Consider the following 17,551-nt stretch of genomic DNA (forward strand, 5'->3'; position numbering starts at 1 on the left):
GCATGGCCGGCGAACGGTACCGGAGTTTTGGCCTCGCCACGCCGGCCGCAAAGCGAGCCATCGCGGCCGACGATGCCATCGCGCTGATGCGAAGCGGCAAGGCGACAAAGAACGCTCTGCTCGCCTATGGCAATGGCCGCTCCTACGGTGATTCCTGCCAGAACGGGCCAGGTGCGGTCGTGGACATGCGGCCGCTGAACCGCATCGGCGCCTTCAATGCCGAGACCGGCCTGCTCGAGGCGGAGGCCGGCGTGTTCCTCTCCGATATCATTGCGCACACTGCACCTTACGGTTTCTTTCCGACTGTCGTCCCAGGCACCCAGTTCGTCACCCTTGGCGGCGCGATCGCCAATGACGTCCATGGCAAGAACCATCACCGGCGCGGCACCTTTGGCTGCCATGTCGAGTCGTTCACGCTGCTGCGCTCGGACGGGCGGACCTACACCTGCTCGGCAACCGACAATGCAAGGCTGTTTGCGGCGACGATCGGCGGCATGGGGCTGACCGGCCTGATCCTGTCGGCCTCGATCCGGCTGATGCGGGTGCATTCGCTCGATATCGCCGAGAAGGTAACGCGGTTTGCCGATCTCGGCGAATTCTTCGAACTGGCCGAGGCCGCCGACCAGGCCAATGAATATGCCGTCGCCTGGATCGACCAGCTTGCCGGCGGCCATGGCCGCGGGCGCGGCCTGTTGTTGACAGGCAATCATGCCGAGTATGGCTCGCATGCGGCGTCTCGCGCCGGCTCCCGTTTTTCAGTGCCGTTCCAGCCGCCGTTCAATGTGCTCAACCGGCCGTTCCTCACCGCCTTCAACGCCGCCTATCGGTGGAAGAAGGGGCGCTCGCCGGGGCCGAGCCAAACCGGCTACCAGGGCTTTTTCTTTCCGCTTGATGGTGTCGGCGACTGGAATCGGCTGTATGGCCCGAAAGGTCTCTACCAGCACCAGAGCTTGGTGCCGGAAAATGTCGCGCGCCAGACCGTGCCGGCGCTGCTCGAGGCGGCGCGACGGGCCGGGCAGGGCTCTTTCCTCACCGTGTTGAAGCGCTTCGGCTCGATCCGCTCGCCGGGGCTGCTGTCTTTTCCGCGGCCAGGCTTCACGTTGACGCTGGATTTCCCCAATCGCGGCGACAGGACGCTGGCCCTGCTCAGCGAACTCGACGGCATCACGGTCGCGGCCGGCGGCGCGGTCAACCCGTACAAGGATGCGCGCATGGGCGCTGATACTTTCGCGGCCTCCTTCCCGAATTGGCAGCGGCTTGAAGCGCTGCGCGACCCGGCGTTCGTGTCCAGTTTCTGGCTGCGGACGGCGAAAAAGCTCAACGTCCGGCCAGGGCGTGTCGAGGCAGCTGAATAGGTACAATCCGAATAAGTCATGGTGAATAGATCGTAATTTCCGTGGTTTACTCAAAGCATTGTCGTGACTTCATGAAATGTTTGCAGGTTCGTAATACGACCGTTGCGAGTGGCGGGTGCAAAATATGAAATACATCGTCTTCATTCTGTTCACGGTCATGACCAATGCCGCCGCGCAGCTGATGCTGAAGCAAGGCATGATGTCACTCGGGCCGATTTCGTTCGAAGGCACCAATCCGCTGTTGAGGCTGTTGCAGGTCGTTTTCAGCCCATGGGTGTTTCTCGGCCTGTGCACCTTCGTCATCTCGATGGCTTCGCATCTCTATGTGCTGTCCAAGGTCGAGCTCAGCTTTGCGTATCCGTTCCTCAGCCTTGCCTATGTCGCGGTTGCGATCTTCGCCTATTTCATCTTCCGCGAGGACCTCAATGCCTGGCGCATTGCCGGCATCGCCTTCATCTGCGTCGGCACCGTGCTGATCGCGCAAAGCGGTCGAGACTTGGGCGGGCGCGGGCATGACGACCAAACCGCTTCCATCATCCCCGACAAGATCCAGACAAACGAGATCGTTCGATGAGACATGTTATTTTCGGCGGCGACGGCTTCGTCGGCCGTCATCTTGCCCCGAAGCTTGTGGCCGATGGTGAAGAGGTTGTCGTTGCCGACATCGTCAAGAGCGACCTGACGCACTATCGCAACGTTCGCTTCGTCACCTGCGATGTCACGGATACGGCCTCGGTGGCCAACATCGGATTGAAGGCCGACGACATGATCTACAACCTGTCGGCCAAAATGCTGTCGCCGATCCAGGTGCGGGCCAAGCGTCACGACTTCTTCTTTCCGGTGAATTTCCACGGCACCGAACACATCATGCAGGCAATGGACAAGGCCGGCGCGTCCAAGCTCGTCCACTACACCACCGACATGATCTACGGCCATACGGTCACCCAGCCGATGACCGAGGAACATCCGGTCGCGCCGCTCGGCGAATATGGCTGGTCGAAGCAGAAGACCGAGGAACTCGCCGCGCAATGGCGCAAGCGCGGCATGTCGATCTCGCTGTTTCGCCCGCGTCTGATCATCGGTCCCGGCCGGCTCGGGATCCTGGAAAAGCTGTTCAAACTGATCGACTGGAATTTTCCTGTGCCGATGATCGGCTCGGGCAAGAACCCCTATCAGTTCATCTCGGTGTTCGATTGCGCGGAAGCTGCCCGCTCGGCCTGGAAGGCAGGCGTGCCCAACCAGGCTTATAATCTGGGCTCCCTCAATCCGCCGCCGGTGAAGAAATTGCTGGGCGACCTGATCAAGCATGCCGGCTCGAAATCGCTGCTGATCCCGACGCCGGGCTGGGCGGTCAAGCGCACTCTCGACCTGCTCGATCTCATGAACATGCCGATCATGGATCCCGAACAATATCTGATCGCCGATGAGGAGTGCGTGCTCGACGTATCCAAGGCCGAGCGCCAGCTCGGCTGGGTGCCGCAATATCGCGACGAGGACATGCTGATCGCCGCCTACAGCGAATACCGCGCCAAGAAAGACGGGCTTGCCGTCACCGCCAATCATGTCCCCGCCGAATAAGTGGGACGACCAGGAGAACTCCGAAATGACCGTCATCGCCAAGCCTGAGCAGACGAACGCGCGCACCATGGTCGGCGCGCCGGCGTTGTCGCCTACCGCCATCGCCAAGCCCGACCTGATCAGCGTCGAGCAGGCGAAGGCGATGGATGTCGCGCGCATGACCGACCTGTTCAAGGCGCATCTCAATCCGGGCCAGCTGCATTTCATGAAGCTGCTCGGCTTCCACAAGATCAAGATCGAGCGTGCCGAAGGCATGTTCTACATCGACCAGAACGGCCGCAAGATTCTCGACTTCTTCGGCGGCTTCGGTTCGCTGGCCTTCGGCCACAACCATCCGCGCATCCTGGAGGCCCGGCGCAAATTCCAGGAGGAGAAGCGCCAGGAAATCGCCATCGCCTTCATGTCGCAATATGCATCGGCCCTTGCGCACAACATCGCCAAATGCTCGCCCGGCGATCTCAACATGGTGTTTCTGGGCTCGTCGGGTTCGGAAGCGATGGAAGCGGCGGTGAAGCTCGCCGAGCGCGCCGCCGGGCCGAAGAGGCCAAAAATCGTCTATGCCGAGAATTCCTTCCACGGCAAGACCAAGGGCGTGCTCGGCATCACCGACGGCCAGCTCTACCGCGCGGACTTCAAGATGGCTGAGAACACCGTGCGCATTCCGTTCGCCGATATCGAAGCGGTCGAGCGGCTGTTCCGCTCCGACCCGGAGGTCGGCGTCATAGTGCTTGAGACAATCCAGGGCGGCGGCGGCATCATCCAGGCAGAGGCGCAATACTGGCAGAAATTGCGCGTGCTCTGCGACCAGTATGGCGTGTTGTGGGTGGCGGACGAAGTGCAGTGCGGCTATGGCCGTTCGGGACGCTTCTATGCCTTCGAGCATTATGGCGTCGTGCCCGATGTGACGGCGCTGGCGAAATCGCTCGGCGCCGGCAAGGCGGCGGTCGGCGCGATGATCGCCCGGCGCGAGGTCTATATGAAGGCCTATGGCACGCCGAAGACGGCGATGATCCATGCCATGGCCACCTTTGGCGGCATGGGCGAGGCCTGCGTCACCGCGATCGAGGGCATCAACGTGCTCTATGATGAGGGGCTGATCGACAACGCCGCCACGACCGGCGACTATCTGCTGCAGCGTCTGCAGGCGCTGAAGGAGAAGTACCCGAAGATCATCAAGGATGTGCGCGGCAAGGGCTTTATGGTCGGGCTCGAGTTCCACGACTTCTCGCAGACCTTGCCGATGGTGCTGCGTCCGATCGTCAGCGTCCTCGACGACAAGCTGAAGGGCTCGCTGTCGGGCTTCGTCGGCGCGCTGTTGCTGCGCGACTATGACGTGCTCGTCGCCTTCACCGAATACAACCGCAACGTCATCCGTCTCGAGCCGCCGCTGATCTGTCAGCGCGAGCATGTCGACCGTTTCGTCGATGCTTTCGATAGCCTGCTGTCGCGCGGCATTGTGGGAATCGTGAAGCATTTCGTCAAAAGCCAAGTCCGTTAAAAGAAGTCCGTTGAGCGAAGTCCCGAGTCCGACAATGCTGAGCAAGTCTCCCGCCCCGCAAAACACACTCGACCGGCTGACCGCGGCCGCTCTGGCGTGGGGCGAGGGGACTTATGCGCGATGGGCCGCGCCAATCGGCGCGATCGCGTTTTCGCTCTATATCCTGCTGACGGCGTTCATGGGCTGGACGATGCCCGACGCCAATTGGGACATGCTGCCTTATCTCGCAATCGCCGGGGAGGGCGCTTATCCCGATGCGCAGGCATTGCATGACTACGCCTACAGCACGGTCCAGGCCGGCGTGTCGGCCGCCGACTACAAGACGCTGACCGACGATGGTGGCGGTTTCCGCAGCCATATGGCGCAAAATGCCGCCGACTTTCACTCGCTGCTTGGCATGTACCGGATCAAGTTCCTCTACGCCGAGATTCTTTCGACGATGAGTTCGGTGATGTCGCCGGTCGAGGCGATGCGGGTGCTGCAGGTGGTCTCGGTGCTGCTGTTCGGGATGATCACGCTGCTGTGGCTGCGAACCGAAGGTGCGCTGGCGCTGGCGCCGGTGGCCGGCGCGGTACTGATCATGGCCGATTTCGGCGACGCGGCGCGCGCCTCGACTCCGGATCTGATGTGCTCGGCCCTGTTCCTCGGCGGGCTGCTTGCTTATGTGCGCGGCCGCGAGGCAGCGACCGCTGTCCTGCTTTTCATGGCCTTCATGGCGCGGCCGGACAACATCGTGTTCCTGGCCATTTTCGCCGTGCTGCTGCTGGTCTTCCGGCAGCGGGCATGGGGCGCGCTGGCCGGCTTTGCCGCGTCCTTCGTCGCCTATTTCGCGATTTCGCACTGGGCCCAACATCCCGGCTGGTGGCCGCATCTGTGGTTCTCCAGCATCGAGCAGCACTACAATATGGATGGCTTCGAGCCGCCGTTCTCGCTTGGCGCCTATCTCAAGGCGTTTACCGCATCCTTCATTCGCGCCATCAGCATCAACAGCTGGGTCGGGGTCTCGGTTCTGGCGCTGGCCGCGTGGTTTGCGCTCGGCCGCGCCGGCTTCCGGCTCGATCGTCGCGCCGGCATCCTGCTTGCAGCACTGGTGCTTGGCGTGCTGGCGAAATTCACCGTCTTTCCGATCCACGACACCCGCATCTACTTCCCGAACCTTCTGCCGCCCTACCTTTTGCTCGTCGGCCCGATCATGGCGCTGTGGGCGTCGGCAAGCCTGAATGGAAGGCGACCCATCGCCTTGCAGGCCATACCTGGAGATAAGCCATGAGTTCCATTTCCGGCCTGGCGCGCATCGCCCTTTCGCTCGGCCTGCCCGCCGGCCTGCTCGATCGCGGGCCCGCGTTGCGTGGCACGAAATTCCTGGCCAAGGCGGCGCTGAAGGCGCGGTTTGGCGGTGGGCAAGCCTTCCAGATGGTCAATGTCGGCGCTTGCGACGGCGCGCTGTTCGACGACGTCACGCCGTGGCTGCACCGCATTCCGCGGGCGCGGGCCGTGCTGGTCGAGCCGATCCCGTACAATCAGAAGCGGTTGCGCGCCAACTATCCCGACACGGAACGCTTCGTCATCGAACCGGTCGCGGTGACGAAGACCAAGGGCACGATCACCGTCCACACTTTCGATGCCGCGGCACTCGAGGCCGGCACGCTGCCGATCGAGTTCATCGGCTGCTCGTCGGTCACCGACACCAATCTGATGTCGGGCAAGAATGCCTGGGGCGAGGACGACGCCAATTTCAACAAGTTCGCGCCGCACGTGAGGGATATCGAGGTGCCGTCGGAAACGCTGCAGACGCTGCTCGACCGCAACGGCATCACGCATATCGACGCCTTCCTGGTCGATTGCGAGGGCGCCGACTGGATCGTCTTCGAACAGCTCGATCTCAAGCGCTATCGTCCGGGCATGATCAAGGTCGAGGTCGGCGCGCTGCCGGCCGCCGAAATCGGCCAGGTCGTGGTCAAGCTGAAGACATCAGGCTATCAGGTCGGCTTCCAGGCCGAGGACATCTGGGCCTTCGCCTGAGATAGATCGCCACTGGCGGCACGCCGGCGCGCCGGGTCGCGTCGCATCCGCGACGTGTCGCAAACAGGCGGTAGCTCCATCCACGTCCTCTGCATATTGTGCGCCATTCGAACGGGCGCGGACACGCCTGCTTTATCCCTTGGAGTCGCGGCAATGGCAGAGTTTCCGAAACAGGCGAAGGTCGTCATCGTCGGCCTGGGTGGCATTGTCGGCGCATCGATCGCCCATCATCTGATCGAACGCGGCTGGACCGACATTGTCGGCATCGACAAATCGGGCATTCCGACCGACATCGGCTCGACCGCGCACGCCTCGGACTTCTGCTACACCACCAGCCATGATTTCCTGTCCTGCTGGACGACGCTCTACTCCATCGATTTCTACGAGAAGATGGGCCACTACGCCCGCATTGGCGGCCTCGAAGTGGCGCGCGTCGGCGACGAAAGCCGCATGGACGAGATCAAGCGCAAGATCGCCTCGGCAAAATCCTTCGGCACCCGCGCCCGGCTGATCGAACCGGCCGAGATCAAGGAAAAATTCCCGCTGATCGAAGAGTCTATGGTGCAGGGCGGCCTGTGGGATCCGGACGCCGGCTTGGTCATCCCGCGCTCGCAGACCGTCGCCGGCAAGCTGGTCGACCAGGCGGAAGCGTCGGGCAAGTTGAAGTCGTTCGCCAACACGCCGGCCAAATCCCTCATTGTCGAGGAAGGCCGCATCAAGGGCGTGGTCACCGACCGCGGCACGATCATGGCCGATTATGTCATCGTCTGCGCCGGCATCTGGGGCCGGCTGATCGCCGAAATGGTCGGCGAAGACCTGCCGGTGATGCCGATCGACCATCCGCTGACCTTCTTCGGGCCTTACAATGAGTTTGCCGGTACCGGCAAGGAGATCGGCTGGCCGCTGCTGCGCGACCAAGGCAATTCGGCCTATATGCGCGACACCGGCGACCCCAGGACCGCCGAGGGCGGGCAGATCGAATGGGGTTATTACGAAGAGACCAATCCGCGCCTCTGCCATCCGCGCGATTTGCTGGAAAAGGATCAGGCGCGGCTGTCACCGTCGCAGCGCGATCTCGACATGGAGCAGATCCTGGCGCCGCTTGAGCGCGCCATGGAGCTGACGCCGATCCTGGGCGAACTCGGCTACAATGAAAGCCATTCCTTCAACGGCCTGTTGCAGGTGACCGCCGATGGCGGCCCGTCCATGGGCGAGAGCCAGAAGGTGAGGGGCCTCTGGTACGCCGTCGCCATCTGGGTCAAGGACGGCCCCGGCATGGGCAAGCTGATCGCCGACTGGATGACGGACGGCCGCACGGAAATCGACCATCACGCCATCGACTATGCCCGATTCTATCCGCACCAGACGAAAGAGCAGTTCATCTGGGATCGCTGCACCGAGACGGCGATGAAGGTCTACAATCCAGCGGTGCATCCGCGCGAGCCGTTCTCCAAAGGTCGCAACATCCGCCGCTCGCCGTTCTGGGAGCGTGAGAAGGAACTCGGCGGCTACTTCATGGAGTTGGGCGGCTGGGAGCGCGCGCATGGCTATGCCGCCAACGAGCATCTGCTGGAGAAGTATGGCAACCGGGTTCCCATACGTGAGAACGAGTGGGACAATCGCCATTTCTGGCGGGTGTCCAATGCCGAGCACCTGGCGATGAGCGAGGATTGCGGCATCGTCAACCTCTCGCATTTCTCGATGTACGACATCGAAGGGCCGGATCATGTCGCGCTGCTGGAATGGCTGTGCGCGGCCAAGATCGGTGGCGACAACAACATCGGCAAGGGTATCTACACCCACTTCCTCGACGAGGAAGGCATGGTGCGCGCCGACTTCACCGTCATCCGCATGGCCGACCGCTGCCGCCTGATCGACGGCGCCGACGCCGGCCCGCGCGACTTCCGCTACATGCAGCGCACCGCGCAGGACAAAGGCTTTGACGTCACCATCACCGACGTGACGGAAAAATACGTCACTATCGGCATCTGGGGACCGAACGCGCGGGCGACGCTGCAGAAAGTGGTCGAAAATCCGGATGGTCTCTCGCTCGAGAACTTCCCGTTCGCGGCGATCAAGCCGGTCAGGATCGGCGGCAAGGACGTCACCGCCTTCCGCATCTCTTATGTCGGCGAGCAGGGCTGGGAACTGCATATGCGTTACGAAGACGGCCTGGCCGTTTGGGACGCGCTGCGCTCAACGGGGGTCATGCCGTTCGGCGTCGAGACCTATGCCAACACCCGGCGCATGGAAAAGAGCCTGCGCCTGCAGAACGCCGACCTTCTGACCGAGTACAATCTGCTCGAGGCCGACCTTGCCCGACCGAAGGTCAAGGAGAACGACTTCTGCGGCAAGGCCAAACATGTCGAATACCGCGCCCGCGAACACCAGCCGGCGATCCTGTGCACGCTGGTGATGACCGAGAACGTCGATGCGAAAGGCATTGCCCGCTATCCCGTGGGCACCATGCCGGTGATGGATCCGAAGACGGGCGAGACGCTGGTCGACGAACTCGGCCGCCGCTCCTTCACCACGTCGATGGCCTACGGCCCGACCATCGGCAAGAACATCGGCCTCGCCTATCTGCCCTGGGCCCATGCCCAGGAAGGCCGCAAGTTCGCCATCGAATATTTCGGCGAGACCTATCCGGTCGAAGTGGCTGCCGTCGGCTACAAGCCGCTCTACGATCCAGAGAATTTGAAGCCGAGGAGTTGAGCGTCATAGGTTCCAACCAACACATCGAAAAGCCCGGCACCTCGCCGGGCTTTTCGCTTTGTCAACAACCGATTCTCGCTTACCTTCGGGCATGTCTGCTTTTTCTTGCGCACGACATTTCCTTTCAGGCAGCGCCGCACTGGCGCTGGGGCTCTGGCTGGTGCCGCCGGTTCAAGCCGCCGAGCCGGTCGACGTCGAGCTGGTGCTGGCGGTCGATGTGTCGCTGTCGATGTCGCCGGGCGAACTCGAAATCCAGCGTCACGGCTATGCGGCGGCGCTGACGCACGACAATGTGCTGCAGGCTATCGCCGATGGCGCCTACGGCAAGGTCGCCGTCACCTATGTCGAATGGGCGGGTGCGACCACGCAGCAGGTCGTCGTGCCGTGGACGGTGATCGCCAGCCGGGCCGATGCCGAGCGGGTGGCCGCGCAGCTTTCCGCCCATGCGCCGGCCAGCGCCCGGCGTACCTCGATTTCCGGCGCGCTGGAATTCGGCAGCGATCTCTTCGCCGAAAGCGGTTTTCAGGGGACAAAGCGCGTCATCGATATTTCCGGCGACGGACCCAACAACCAGGGCGCGCCCGTTGACATCACCCGAGACGCGGTGGTCAAGCAAGGCATCATCATCAACGGCCTGCCGCTGATGACGCGCGGCGGGTTCGGCGGCGCCTATGACGTCAACAATCTCGACCGCTACTACAGCGACTGCGTCATCGGCGGTCCCGGATCCTTCATGATCCCGGTCAATGACTGGACGCAGTTTCCCGAAGCCATCCGCCGCAAGCTGGTGCTGGAGCTGGCCGGCGCCGCTTCGCCGCAACGGGCGCGCGAGGAGGCCGGGCATCCGCCGGTGGTGCTGGCGCAGGACCGGCCGACCGACTGCCAGGTCGGCGAAAAGATGTGGCGCGACCGCAGCTGGATGTTCGATGCGCGTTAGCGTTCGCATCATCACGCTGCCGTGAAGGGCCGGTTTCATTGACAAGCCCATGGGCGTCTGTGACACAATTCGGCATCCGAAAAAACAAGGGGAACCGACATGAACAAGACCATCGTCGCTGCCGCGGCATTGGCGCTTGCGGCTGCAATATCCGTGCCGGCCGAGGCTGCCACATCGGTCACCATCGGCATCAGCGGATGGACCGGCTTTGCGCCGCTGACGCTCGCCAAGCAGGCCGGCATCTTCGAGAAGCATGGCCTCGACGTGACCCTGAAGAAGGTGCCGCAGGCCAGCCGGCCGCTCGCCATCGCCAGCGGCGATCTGCAATGCGCCGCCACCACGGTCGAGACCTGGCTGGTGTGGAACGCCAGCGGCGTCACCACCAAGCAGATCTTCCAGCTCGACAAATCCTATGGCGCCGACGGCATTGTCGTGCGCAACGACATCAAGACCGTCGCCGACCTCAAGGGCAAGAATGTCGCGTCTTCGGCGCCGGGCACGTCGCCCTATTTCATGCTGGCCTGGGTGCTGAACAAGAACGGCCTGTCGACCAAGGATGTGACCGTCGTCAACCTGGAACCGGATGCGGCGGCGCAAGCCTTCCTGGCCGGCCAGAACGATGCGGCGGTCACCTATGAGCCGTTCATCTCGGCGGTGCGCGACAAGTCCGATCAGGGCCACATATTGGCGACCACGCTCGACTACCCGATGGTGCTCGACACGGTCGGCTGCACGCCTGAATTCCTCACCGCCAATCCCGACGCCGCCAAGGCGCTGGCCGACAGCTATTTCGAAGCGCTCGACCTGATCAAGAGCGATCCGCAGAGATCCTACGAAATCATGGGCGCCGACGTGAAGCAGTCTGCGAAAGAATTCGAGGATTCGGCGAAATACCTGAAATGGGCCGACAAGGCGGAGAACAAGCAGTTCTTCACCAAGGAATTCCAGGACTTTTCCAAGACCGCCGGCGAGCTTCTGCTGCAGATGGGGTTGATCAAGGAAGCGCCAGATGTTGCCACGCTGGCCGACACCAGCGCGGTGGCGAACTGATAGTCCGGCCTTTGACCATTGTGCGGCGGCGCCTAGGGCCGCCGCTCTCTCCTGGACAAGTGATGATTTGACGATGCGGACGATCTGAAGATGCGCCCCTTGCATCCGGTGTCGCCGGGCATTCGAACCGTGCTTGGCATTTCCTTCTTCGTGCTGTTCGTCGCCTTCTGGGCGTGGATCACGCTTGGCGGCCACGTCAACCGCATCTTCCTCGCCGACCCGCTGTCGATGCTGCGGGATGGTTGGCGGCTGCTGGTCGAGGACCGCTTCTGGCTCGACATATTGATCACCATCTGGCGGGTCTTCGGCGGGTTCCTGCTGGCGTCGATCGTCGCCGTGCCGATCGGCATCGCCATGGGCGCCTGGAAACCAATAGAGGCGTTTCTGGAGCCGTTCGTCTCCTTCGCCCGCTACCTCCCGGCTTCGGCCTTCATTCCGCTGCTCATCCTGTGGGCCGGCATTGGCGAGCTGGAAAAGCTGCTGGTCATCTTCGTCGGCTCGGTGTTCCAGATCATCCTGATCGTCGCGGTCAAGGTGGGCTCGACGCGGCGCGACCTGGTCGAGGCGGCCTATACGCTGGGTTCGACCAACAGCGGCATCGTCAAACGGGTCATCATGCCGGCCAATGCGCCCGAGATTGCCGAGACGCTGCGGCTGGTGCTCGGCTGGGCTTGGACCTATGTCATCGTCGCCGAGCTGATCGGTTCGTCCTCAGGCATCGGCTACATGATCATCAACAGCCAGTCGCGGCTGGCGACAGGGCAGATCATCTTCGGCATCATCGTCATCGGGCTGATCGGACTGTTGTCCGACTTCGCCTTCAAGGCGTTCAATCGCTGGCTCTTTCCCTGGAGCCTGGCATGAGCAAGTTGCTTATCGAAGGCGTCTCGCGAACCTTCGCCGGCGTGCGCGGCGGGCAGCCGGTCAAGGCGCTGATGCCGGTCGACCTTGCGGTCGCGGCCAACGACTTCATCACCATTCTGGGGCCGTCCGGCTGCGGGAAGTCGACGCTGCTCAGGATCGTTGCCGGCCTGGAAGCGCCGAGCGAAGGCCGTGTGCTGCTCGACGGCAAGGCGGTGACGCGGCCGGGACCGGATCGCGGCATGGTGTTCCAGTCCTACACGCTGTTTCCGTGGCTAACGGTGGCGCAGAATATCGCCTTCGGACTGCGCGAACGTGGCATGGCCGAAAAGGAGCGAGACGGGATCGTCGCTTCCTATGTCGACCTCGTCGGGCTCAAGGGCTTCGAGAACCATTGGCCAAAGCAGCTGTCCGGCGGCATGCAGCAGCGCACGGCGATCGCCCGGGCGCTGGCCAACGACCCCGAAATCCTGTTGCTGGACGAGCCGTTCGGTGCGCTCGACAACCAGACGCGCGGACTGATGCAGGAACTGCTGCTCGGCATCTGGGAGCGGCGCAAGAAGACAGTGCTGTTCGTCACCCACGACATCGAGGAGGCGATCTTCATGGCTTCGCGGGTGATCGTGATGAGCGCGCGGCCAGGCCGCATCAAGTCGGATGTCGCCATCGACCTGCCGCATCCGCGTCACTATACGCTGAAGACCAGCCGGGAGTTCTCGGCGCTCAAGGCGCGGCTGACCGAGGATATCCGCGTCGAGGCGATGCGCACAGTACAGGCGCAGCCCGCCGAAGCCTGAGTGCGTTTTCGGATCAGGCCGCCAGCAATTGCTTGCGGTCGACGCGCTCCTGCTGCGGCGAGCGGGCATAGAGTTCGCGGTAGCATTTGGAGAAATGCGACGCCGAGACGAAGCCGCAGGCGACCGCTACCTCGACCACCGGCATCGAGGACTGGATCAGCAGGTGCCGGGCGCGGTCGAGGCGGATTTCCAAGTAGTAGCGGGCAGGGGATCTGCCCATCTCGGTGCGGAACAGGCGCTCGATCTGGCGGCGCGACAGGTCGACATGGTCGGCGATCTCGATCAGCGACAGCGGTTCGGAGAGATTGCCTTCCATCAGTTCGATGATGGTCAGCACCTTGGAATTCTGCACGCCGAGGCGGGCGCGCAGCGGCAGGCGCTGGCGGTCGGTGGGGCTGCGCACGCGGTCGGTCAGCACCTGCTCGCACACGCGGTTGACCAGATTGTCGTCGAAATCGTCGCCGATCAGCTTGAGCATCATGTCGAGGGCGGCGGTGCCGCCGGCGCAGGTGTAGATGTTCTGGTCGATCTCGAAGAGGTCGGCAAAGACGTTGGCCTTGGGAAAGGCCTCGGAAAAGCCCGGCAGGTTTTCCCAATGGATGGCGCAGCGCTTGTTGGAGAGCAGGCCGGCGGCGGCAAGGATATGCGCGCCGGTGCACAGGCCGCCGACGGCGACGCCTCTGTTGTATTCCTCGCGCAGCCAGGCGAAGGCCGACCTATTCTGGTAGCGCTCGACATTCATGCCGCTGCAGACGATGGCCATGTTCGGCCGATCCGGCCCGGCCATTTTCTTGCGCTCTTCCTCGAGCGAGGTGTTGACGGCGCATTCGACGCCGTTGGAGGCGCGCACCGGCTTGCCGTCGATGCTGGCGAGGCGCCAGCGATAGGCCTCATAGCCGAGCATGCGGTTGGCCGAGCGCAGCGGGTCGAGCGCCGTCGCAAAGGCGATCATGGTGAAGTCCGGGACAAGGAAGAATACAAACGATCGCTTGATCGGATGCTTTACGGCGTTCAAGGGAACCTCACGCGGCCATGGCGCGAACAGGATGTCGCGAACAGCACAGCGACATCAGGAAAAACCATTCCTGTCAATCGGCTAGGGGGCTAAGCGGAAACTATATTTGCGACATGGGTCGCAAATGAGCAATCGTCCGGGATGACAGGCACGGGCTGCCGACGGATTGGGCATGGTGGCGGCGGCATAGGTGCCAAAAATGAGAAACGCCGCTTCGGTCAAGCCGAAGCGGCGCTGTTATCGACTATCGGCAGCGGCAGGGAAGCGCTGAGCGCTAGCCGTTATCTCAGGCAACGAAACCGAGGCGCACCGCATTCATGGCACCGGTCTGGCCGGGCATGGTATTGGCAAGGCGCTGGCGCTCGAGAGCGGTCGTCAGGTTCATTTCGCGGCGGGCAAAGAGGCGGGCAAAAAGCTTCATCATCATCTCCTATCGGTTGCTCAGACGGGTCGCCTTCGCTTGATGGAGTGGGGCAGCTCGTTTGCTGACGGTGATATAGGCCTGCGTGAGCAGAAACTAAATCGCAAATGCGAAGCGCTTGAATGGAAATGCGACATCGTTTGCGACATTATTGGGCATGGTGCCCAAAATTTACGATTACTTACAGTGTGTTACCGGCGACATTGAGGCGCCATGCAAGTGACGCATATGCGCCATGCAGCGGCGACACGGCTCTGAAAATCATTTGAGTGCAAATAAGTTGGAGAAAGCCTGCAGGGCCAATAGAGAAGGCCTGCCGGGCTGGTCTGCGCGGCAGGCCTTCAGCACAAGGTACACAATGGTTTACTTTGCTCCAGCCCAGGATCCGACGCCGTGGCGTGCACCGGTCTTGGTGTCGGCAGCTTCAGGCCAGCCGATATCCTTCTGCAGTTCGATCGGCAGCGAGCGGATCGCACGTTCGGTCTGGAAGCGGGCGCGGGCCGCGCTCAATTCGGTCGCAAGCCGACCGATGGATGACAGGATAGACATTTCATTCTCCTTTGGTTGTGGCACGTCCCGCATGAACGCGTTCCGTCGCCTGGATATTCCGCATCGAGTGCAATTCCGTGTCAGGAGCGTTGGAGCCATGGCACGTCCTGCCTTCGATGGAGTTGACTATCCTCCCAATCTGATGTTCAATCAAACGAAATGGAATGATGCTTCACATCAGAAAAATTGAAGGTCGATCCCGATGAACGCCCCACTCAATCATCCGCTGCCGCTGCTCGATCTCGACGTTTTGCGCACCTTCGTGGCCATTGCAGAGACCGGCAGTTTCACCACGGCGGCCAATGCGGTGTTCCGCACGCCGTCGGCGGTCTCCATGCAGATCAAGAAGCTCGAGGACATTCTCGGGCGCTCTGTTTTCGCGCGGGATGCGCGCTCGGTGACGCTGACCACGGATGGCGAGATGCTGCTCGGTTATGCCCGCCGGCTGTTGTCGATCAACCGCGAGGTGGTGTCGAAGTTCATCATCCCCGAGATCGTCGGCGTGGTGCGGCTCGGCTCGCCGGACGACTATGGCGAGCGCGTGTTGCCGCATGTGCTGAAGCGTTTCGCGCAGTCGCATCCGTCGATTGCCGTCGACGTCACCATCGACCAGAGCAGCAATCTGCGCCGCCGCATGGACGACCGGGCGCTCGACATCACGCTGCTGACCAATTCCTACAAGACCAGCGCACTCGGCGCCGAGGTGCTGCTCACCGAGCCGATCGTCTGGGCCGGCGCCAAGGGCGGCAGCGCGCATCTGCGCGAGCCTTTGCCGGTGTCGCTGTGGGAAGAGGGCTGCGCCTGGCGGGCCGGCGCGCTCGATGCGCTGAGCCGTGAAGGCCGCAATTACCGCATCGCCTATATGAGCGCCCACACGGCAGGCCAGCGCGCCGCCATCATGTCGGATCTCGCGGTTGCGCCGCTGCCGAAGTCATTCCTCGGCAACGACATGGTCGAGCTTTGCCCGAAGGACGGCATGCCCGATATCGGCACCTACAATCTGGCGATGGTGGTGTCGCCGGACGCCAGCGCGCCGGTCAAGGCCGTCGCCGACCATATCCGTGCGACGTTCGAGCTTTTCCGCGAAACCGGCAAGTTCTAGAGCGGTTCACCGTTTCACGGAAACGCGAGCCGCTTTAACTCCTTGTTTTGACGCAATTCCCAAGGGAAAGCGCTACACGCTTTTCCCGGGAAACCGTTTTACACTTTTCCTGGAATTGCTCTGCTATTCCGCTGCTTGGGCGGGGCGCGCCGCGAGAGCGGGTCGCGCCGTGCGCCGCGCAGTTGGCTCACCTTCAAGGAAGGTGACGATGCTGTCCCTGGCGCGACGCGCCTCCGGCATCTCGATCAGCGGCCAGACGTGGAACATGCCTTCCTCGTAGACGACCTCGACGTCGACGCCGGCAGCGCGCGCCTTTTTGGCGAAGATCAGATTGTCGGGGCTGAGCAGGTCGTGCGAGCCGGTCAGAAGCAGGGTCTTCGGCAGCACCGCGAGGTCGCCATAGAGCGGGCTGATGTGCCAGTCGCTGCGATCAATGCCGGCACTGTACATGCGGATCGCTTCCAGCCCGCCGGAAATGCCGAGCCACGGATCGTTGCGTTCCGCCTCGAACACTTCGGGGTTGGACAGCGACATGTCGAGGCCGGGTGAAATCAGCACGTGGCGCGACGGCAAGGGCAGGCCTTCCTCAGCCGCCATCATGGTCAGCACGACGGCCATGTTGCCGCCCGCGGAATCGCCCATGAAGACGATGTCTTCAGCGTCGGTCTCATCCAGCATCTGCCGGTAGACGTCGCCGACCATGCCGAACATGGCGTGGAAATCATGCTCCGGCGCGATGGGATAAATCGGCACGGTGATGCCGAAACCCAAGCGCTCGGCCACCTCGGCGATCAACCCCCAATGATAGGATGTGATCTGGAAGACATAGGCGCCGCCATGCATGTAGAGGATGCGCCTGCGTTCGCCGGCCTTCGGCGCGATTTCATAGACAGGGAAGCCATCGACGCTGCGCTCGGTGATATCGAGCCGCTCCCGCAGCAATGCCGGGGGATGATGATCCTCGGTCTTGCGGGCATAGGCGATCCAGCGCTGCAGGTTTTCCGGGCTGGCAAATGCCTTCTTGCGGCTGTGCCGGAGGATGAAGGAAACGAGGTGGCTTTTGAAACTGGGCATTCGCCTACACAAGCTCGGCCGCAGCCGACTAAGAGAATTCCCCCACTGTCGCGAAGATCGTACCTCCAGCCGAAATGTCAAGATTCTGGCCCAAGCCAACACGGTTGTTTGATCAGCCAGGTCCGCTGTTTTGCGCAGCGCGGCTCAGCGCCGGGGCAGCAGCGCGGCGCGAAGCTTGATGTCGGTCGCAGCCGGGACCATGCGGCGGCCCCGGCGCTTAGTCAGCAATTTGCACTTGTCGGCGAAGGTCATCAGCGGCCCGAGCCCAGGATCAGACGCGACAGGTTGGTCTGGGCGTCGATGCGCGGCGACACGGGCCAGCCGATGTCCTTCTGGATTTCGGGTGGCAGGTTGTTCATGGCGCGCACGGCCTGTGCATTCTTCATGGCCGCACGAAAACGGCCGAGGGTCTCGAACATCTCTATTCTCCTTTGGAGCGTTGTGGCGGCGGAATAGTCCGGTCCGCCATTCGATGTCCGTTAAATGCTTCACGTCTGTATCGGACGTATTGCGCCAAAACAGCGTTTCGGTTTCCAGATCGGTGCGATCTGGAAACATTTGCATACAAATGAAATTG

General features: G+C 62.4%; 17 protein-coding genes. 12 read left to right on the forward strand and 5 right to left on the reverse strand.

The features are described 5' to 3' along the window. Window positions 1–2 precede the first annotated feature (2 nt). The 11 genes from NKJ58_RS23820 (at window position 3) to NKJ58_RS23870 (ending at window position 12,813) form a co-directional block, all read left to right on the forward strand. Window positions 3–1,355 (forward strand): FAD-binding oxidoreductase, encoded by a 1,353-nt coding sequence (locus tag NKJ58_RS23820; protein ID WP_023706098.1) that lies wholly within the window; start codon window positions 3–5, stop codon window positions 1,353–1,355. 124 nt (window positions 1,356–1,479) lie between these two features. Then, on the forward strand, window positions 1,480–1,929 hold the full coding sequence (locus tag NKJ58_RS23825) for an EamA family transporter (RefSeq protein WP_023670373.1): 450 nt from the start codon (window positions 1,480–1,482) through the stop codon (window positions 1,927–1,929). Further along, window positions 1,926–2,933: an NAD-dependent epimerase/dehydratase family protein gene (locus NKJ58_RS23830; protein WP_023670374.1), complete on the forward strand. Its 1,008-nt coding sequence runs from the start codon at window positions 1,926–1,928 to the stop codon at window positions 2,931–2,933. The genes NKJ58_RS23825 and NKJ58_RS23830 overlap by 4 nt, the downstream gene beginning before the upstream one ends. A gap of 67 nt (window positions 2,934–3,000) precedes the next feature. After that, window positions 3,001–4,431 carry an aspartate aminotransferase family protein gene (locus NKJ58_RS23835; protein ID WP_352519687.1) on the forward strand — a complete coding sequence of 477 codons (1,431 nt, stop codon included), beginning with the start codon at window positions 3,001–3,003 and terminating at the stop codon, window positions 4,429–4,431. A gap of 34 nt (window positions 4,432–4,465) precedes the next feature. Next, window positions 4,466–5,701 (forward strand): hypothetical protein, encoded by a 1,236-nt coding sequence (locus NKJ58_RS23840; protein ID WP_352853945.1) that lies wholly within the window; start codon window positions 4,466–4,468, stop codon window positions 5,699–5,701. Continuing rightward, window positions 5,698–6,453, forward strand: a complete 756-nt coding sequence (locus tag NKJ58_RS23845; protein WP_023670377.1) for an FkbM family methyltransferase — start codon at window positions 5,698–5,700, stop codon at window positions 6,451–6,453. Before NKJ58_RS23840 ends, NKJ58_RS23845 begins: the two co-directional genes overlap by 4 nt. Before the next feature lie 153 nt (window positions 6,454–6,606). Further along, entirely contained in the window at window positions 6,607–9,168 is a 2,562-nt protein-coding gene (locus NKJ58_RS23850; protein ID WP_023714351.1) for a GcvT family protein, read from the forward strand. 91 nt (window positions 9,169–9,259) lie between these two features. Beyond that, window positions 9,260–10,105 (forward strand): DUF1194 domain-containing protein, encoded by an 846-nt coding sequence (locus NKJ58_RS23855; RefSeq protein WP_023681790.1) that lies wholly within the window; start codon window positions 9,260–9,262, stop codon window positions 10,103–10,105. Window positions 10,106–10,204: 99 nt separating this feature from the next. Next, the gene (locus NKJ58_RS23860; protein WP_023825777.1) at window positions 10,205–11,155 is read left to right on the forward strand and encodes an ABC transporter substrate-binding protein; all 951 of its coding nucleotides are present in this window, start codon (window positions 10,205–10,207) and stop codon (window positions 11,153–11,155) included. Between the two features lie 90 nt (window positions 11,156–11,245). Continuing rightward, the gene (locus NKJ58_RS23865) at window positions 11,246–12,019 is read left to right on the forward strand and encodes an ABC transporter permease (protein ID WP_023688107.1); all 774 of its coding nucleotides are present in this window, start codon (window positions 11,246–11,248) and stop codon (window positions 12,017–12,019) included. Then, window positions 12,016–12,813, forward strand: coding sequence for an ABC transporter ATP-binding protein (locus NKJ58_RS23870; RefSeq protein WP_023696446.1), 798 nt, complete (start codon window positions 12,016–12,018; stop codon window positions 12,811–12,813). Before NKJ58_RS23865 ends, NKJ58_RS23870 begins: the two co-directional genes overlap by 4 nt. A gap of 13 nt (window positions 12,814–12,826) precedes the next feature. Here the strand turns inward: NKJ58_RS23870 and NKJ58_RS23875 are convergent, their stop codons facing one another. From NKJ58_RS23875 to NKJ58_RS23885, 3 genes are all read right to left on the reverse strand, one after another. After that, window positions 12,827–13,765, reverse strand: a complete 939-nt coding sequence (locus NKJ58_RS23875; protein ID WP_348524244.1) for a GlxA family transcriptional regulator — start codon at window positions 13,763–13,765, stop codon at window positions 12,827–12,829. Between the two features lie 349 nt (window positions 13,766–14,114). Next, window positions 14,115–14,249, reverse strand: a complete 135-nt coding sequence (locus tag NKJ58_RS23880) for a hypothetical protein (RefSeq protein ID WP_023681787.1) — start codon at window positions 14,247–14,249, stop codon at window positions 14,115–14,117. 363 nt (window positions 14,250–14,612) lie between these two features. Continuing rightward, a complete protein-coding gene (locus NKJ58_RS23885) occupies window positions 14,613–14,798 on the reverse strand; it encodes a hypothetical protein (RefSeq protein ID WP_023681786.1) in 186 nt (61 codons plus the stop codon). Window positions 14,799–15,000: 202 nt separating this feature from the next. On the opposite strand from NKJ58_RS23885, the gene NKJ58_RS23890 reads away from it, so the two are divergent. Continuing rightward, window positions 15,001–15,900 (forward strand): LysR substrate-binding domain-containing protein, encoded by a 900-nt coding sequence (locus NKJ58_RS23890; RefSeq protein ID WP_023670389.1) that lies wholly within the window; start codon window positions 15,001–15,003, stop codon window positions 15,898–15,900. Between the two features lie 123 nt (window positions 15,901–16,023). Here the strand turns inward: NKJ58_RS23890 and NKJ58_RS23895 are convergent, their stop codons facing one another. Together NKJ58_RS23895 and NKJ58_RS23900 are read right to left on the reverse strand one after the other, a co-directional pair. Beyond that, window positions 16,024–16,974: an alpha/beta hydrolase gene (locus NKJ58_RS23895; protein ID WP_023818043.1), complete on the reverse strand. Its 951-nt coding sequence runs from the start codon at window positions 16,972–16,974 to the stop codon at window positions 16,024–16,026. Between the two features lie 251 nt (window positions 16,975–17,225). After that, window positions 17,226–17,393, reverse strand: a complete 168-nt coding sequence (locus NKJ58_RS23900; RefSeq protein ID WP_196813564.1) for a hypothetical protein — start codon at window positions 17,391–17,393, stop codon at window positions 17,226–17,228. Between the last annotated feature and the right edge of the window lie 158 nt (window positions 17,394–17,551).

The organism is Mesorhizobium sp. M0139 (assembly GCF_040322455.1).
GTDB lineage: Bacteria > Pseudomonadota > Alphaproteobacteria > Rhizobiales > Rhizobiaceae > Mesorhizobium.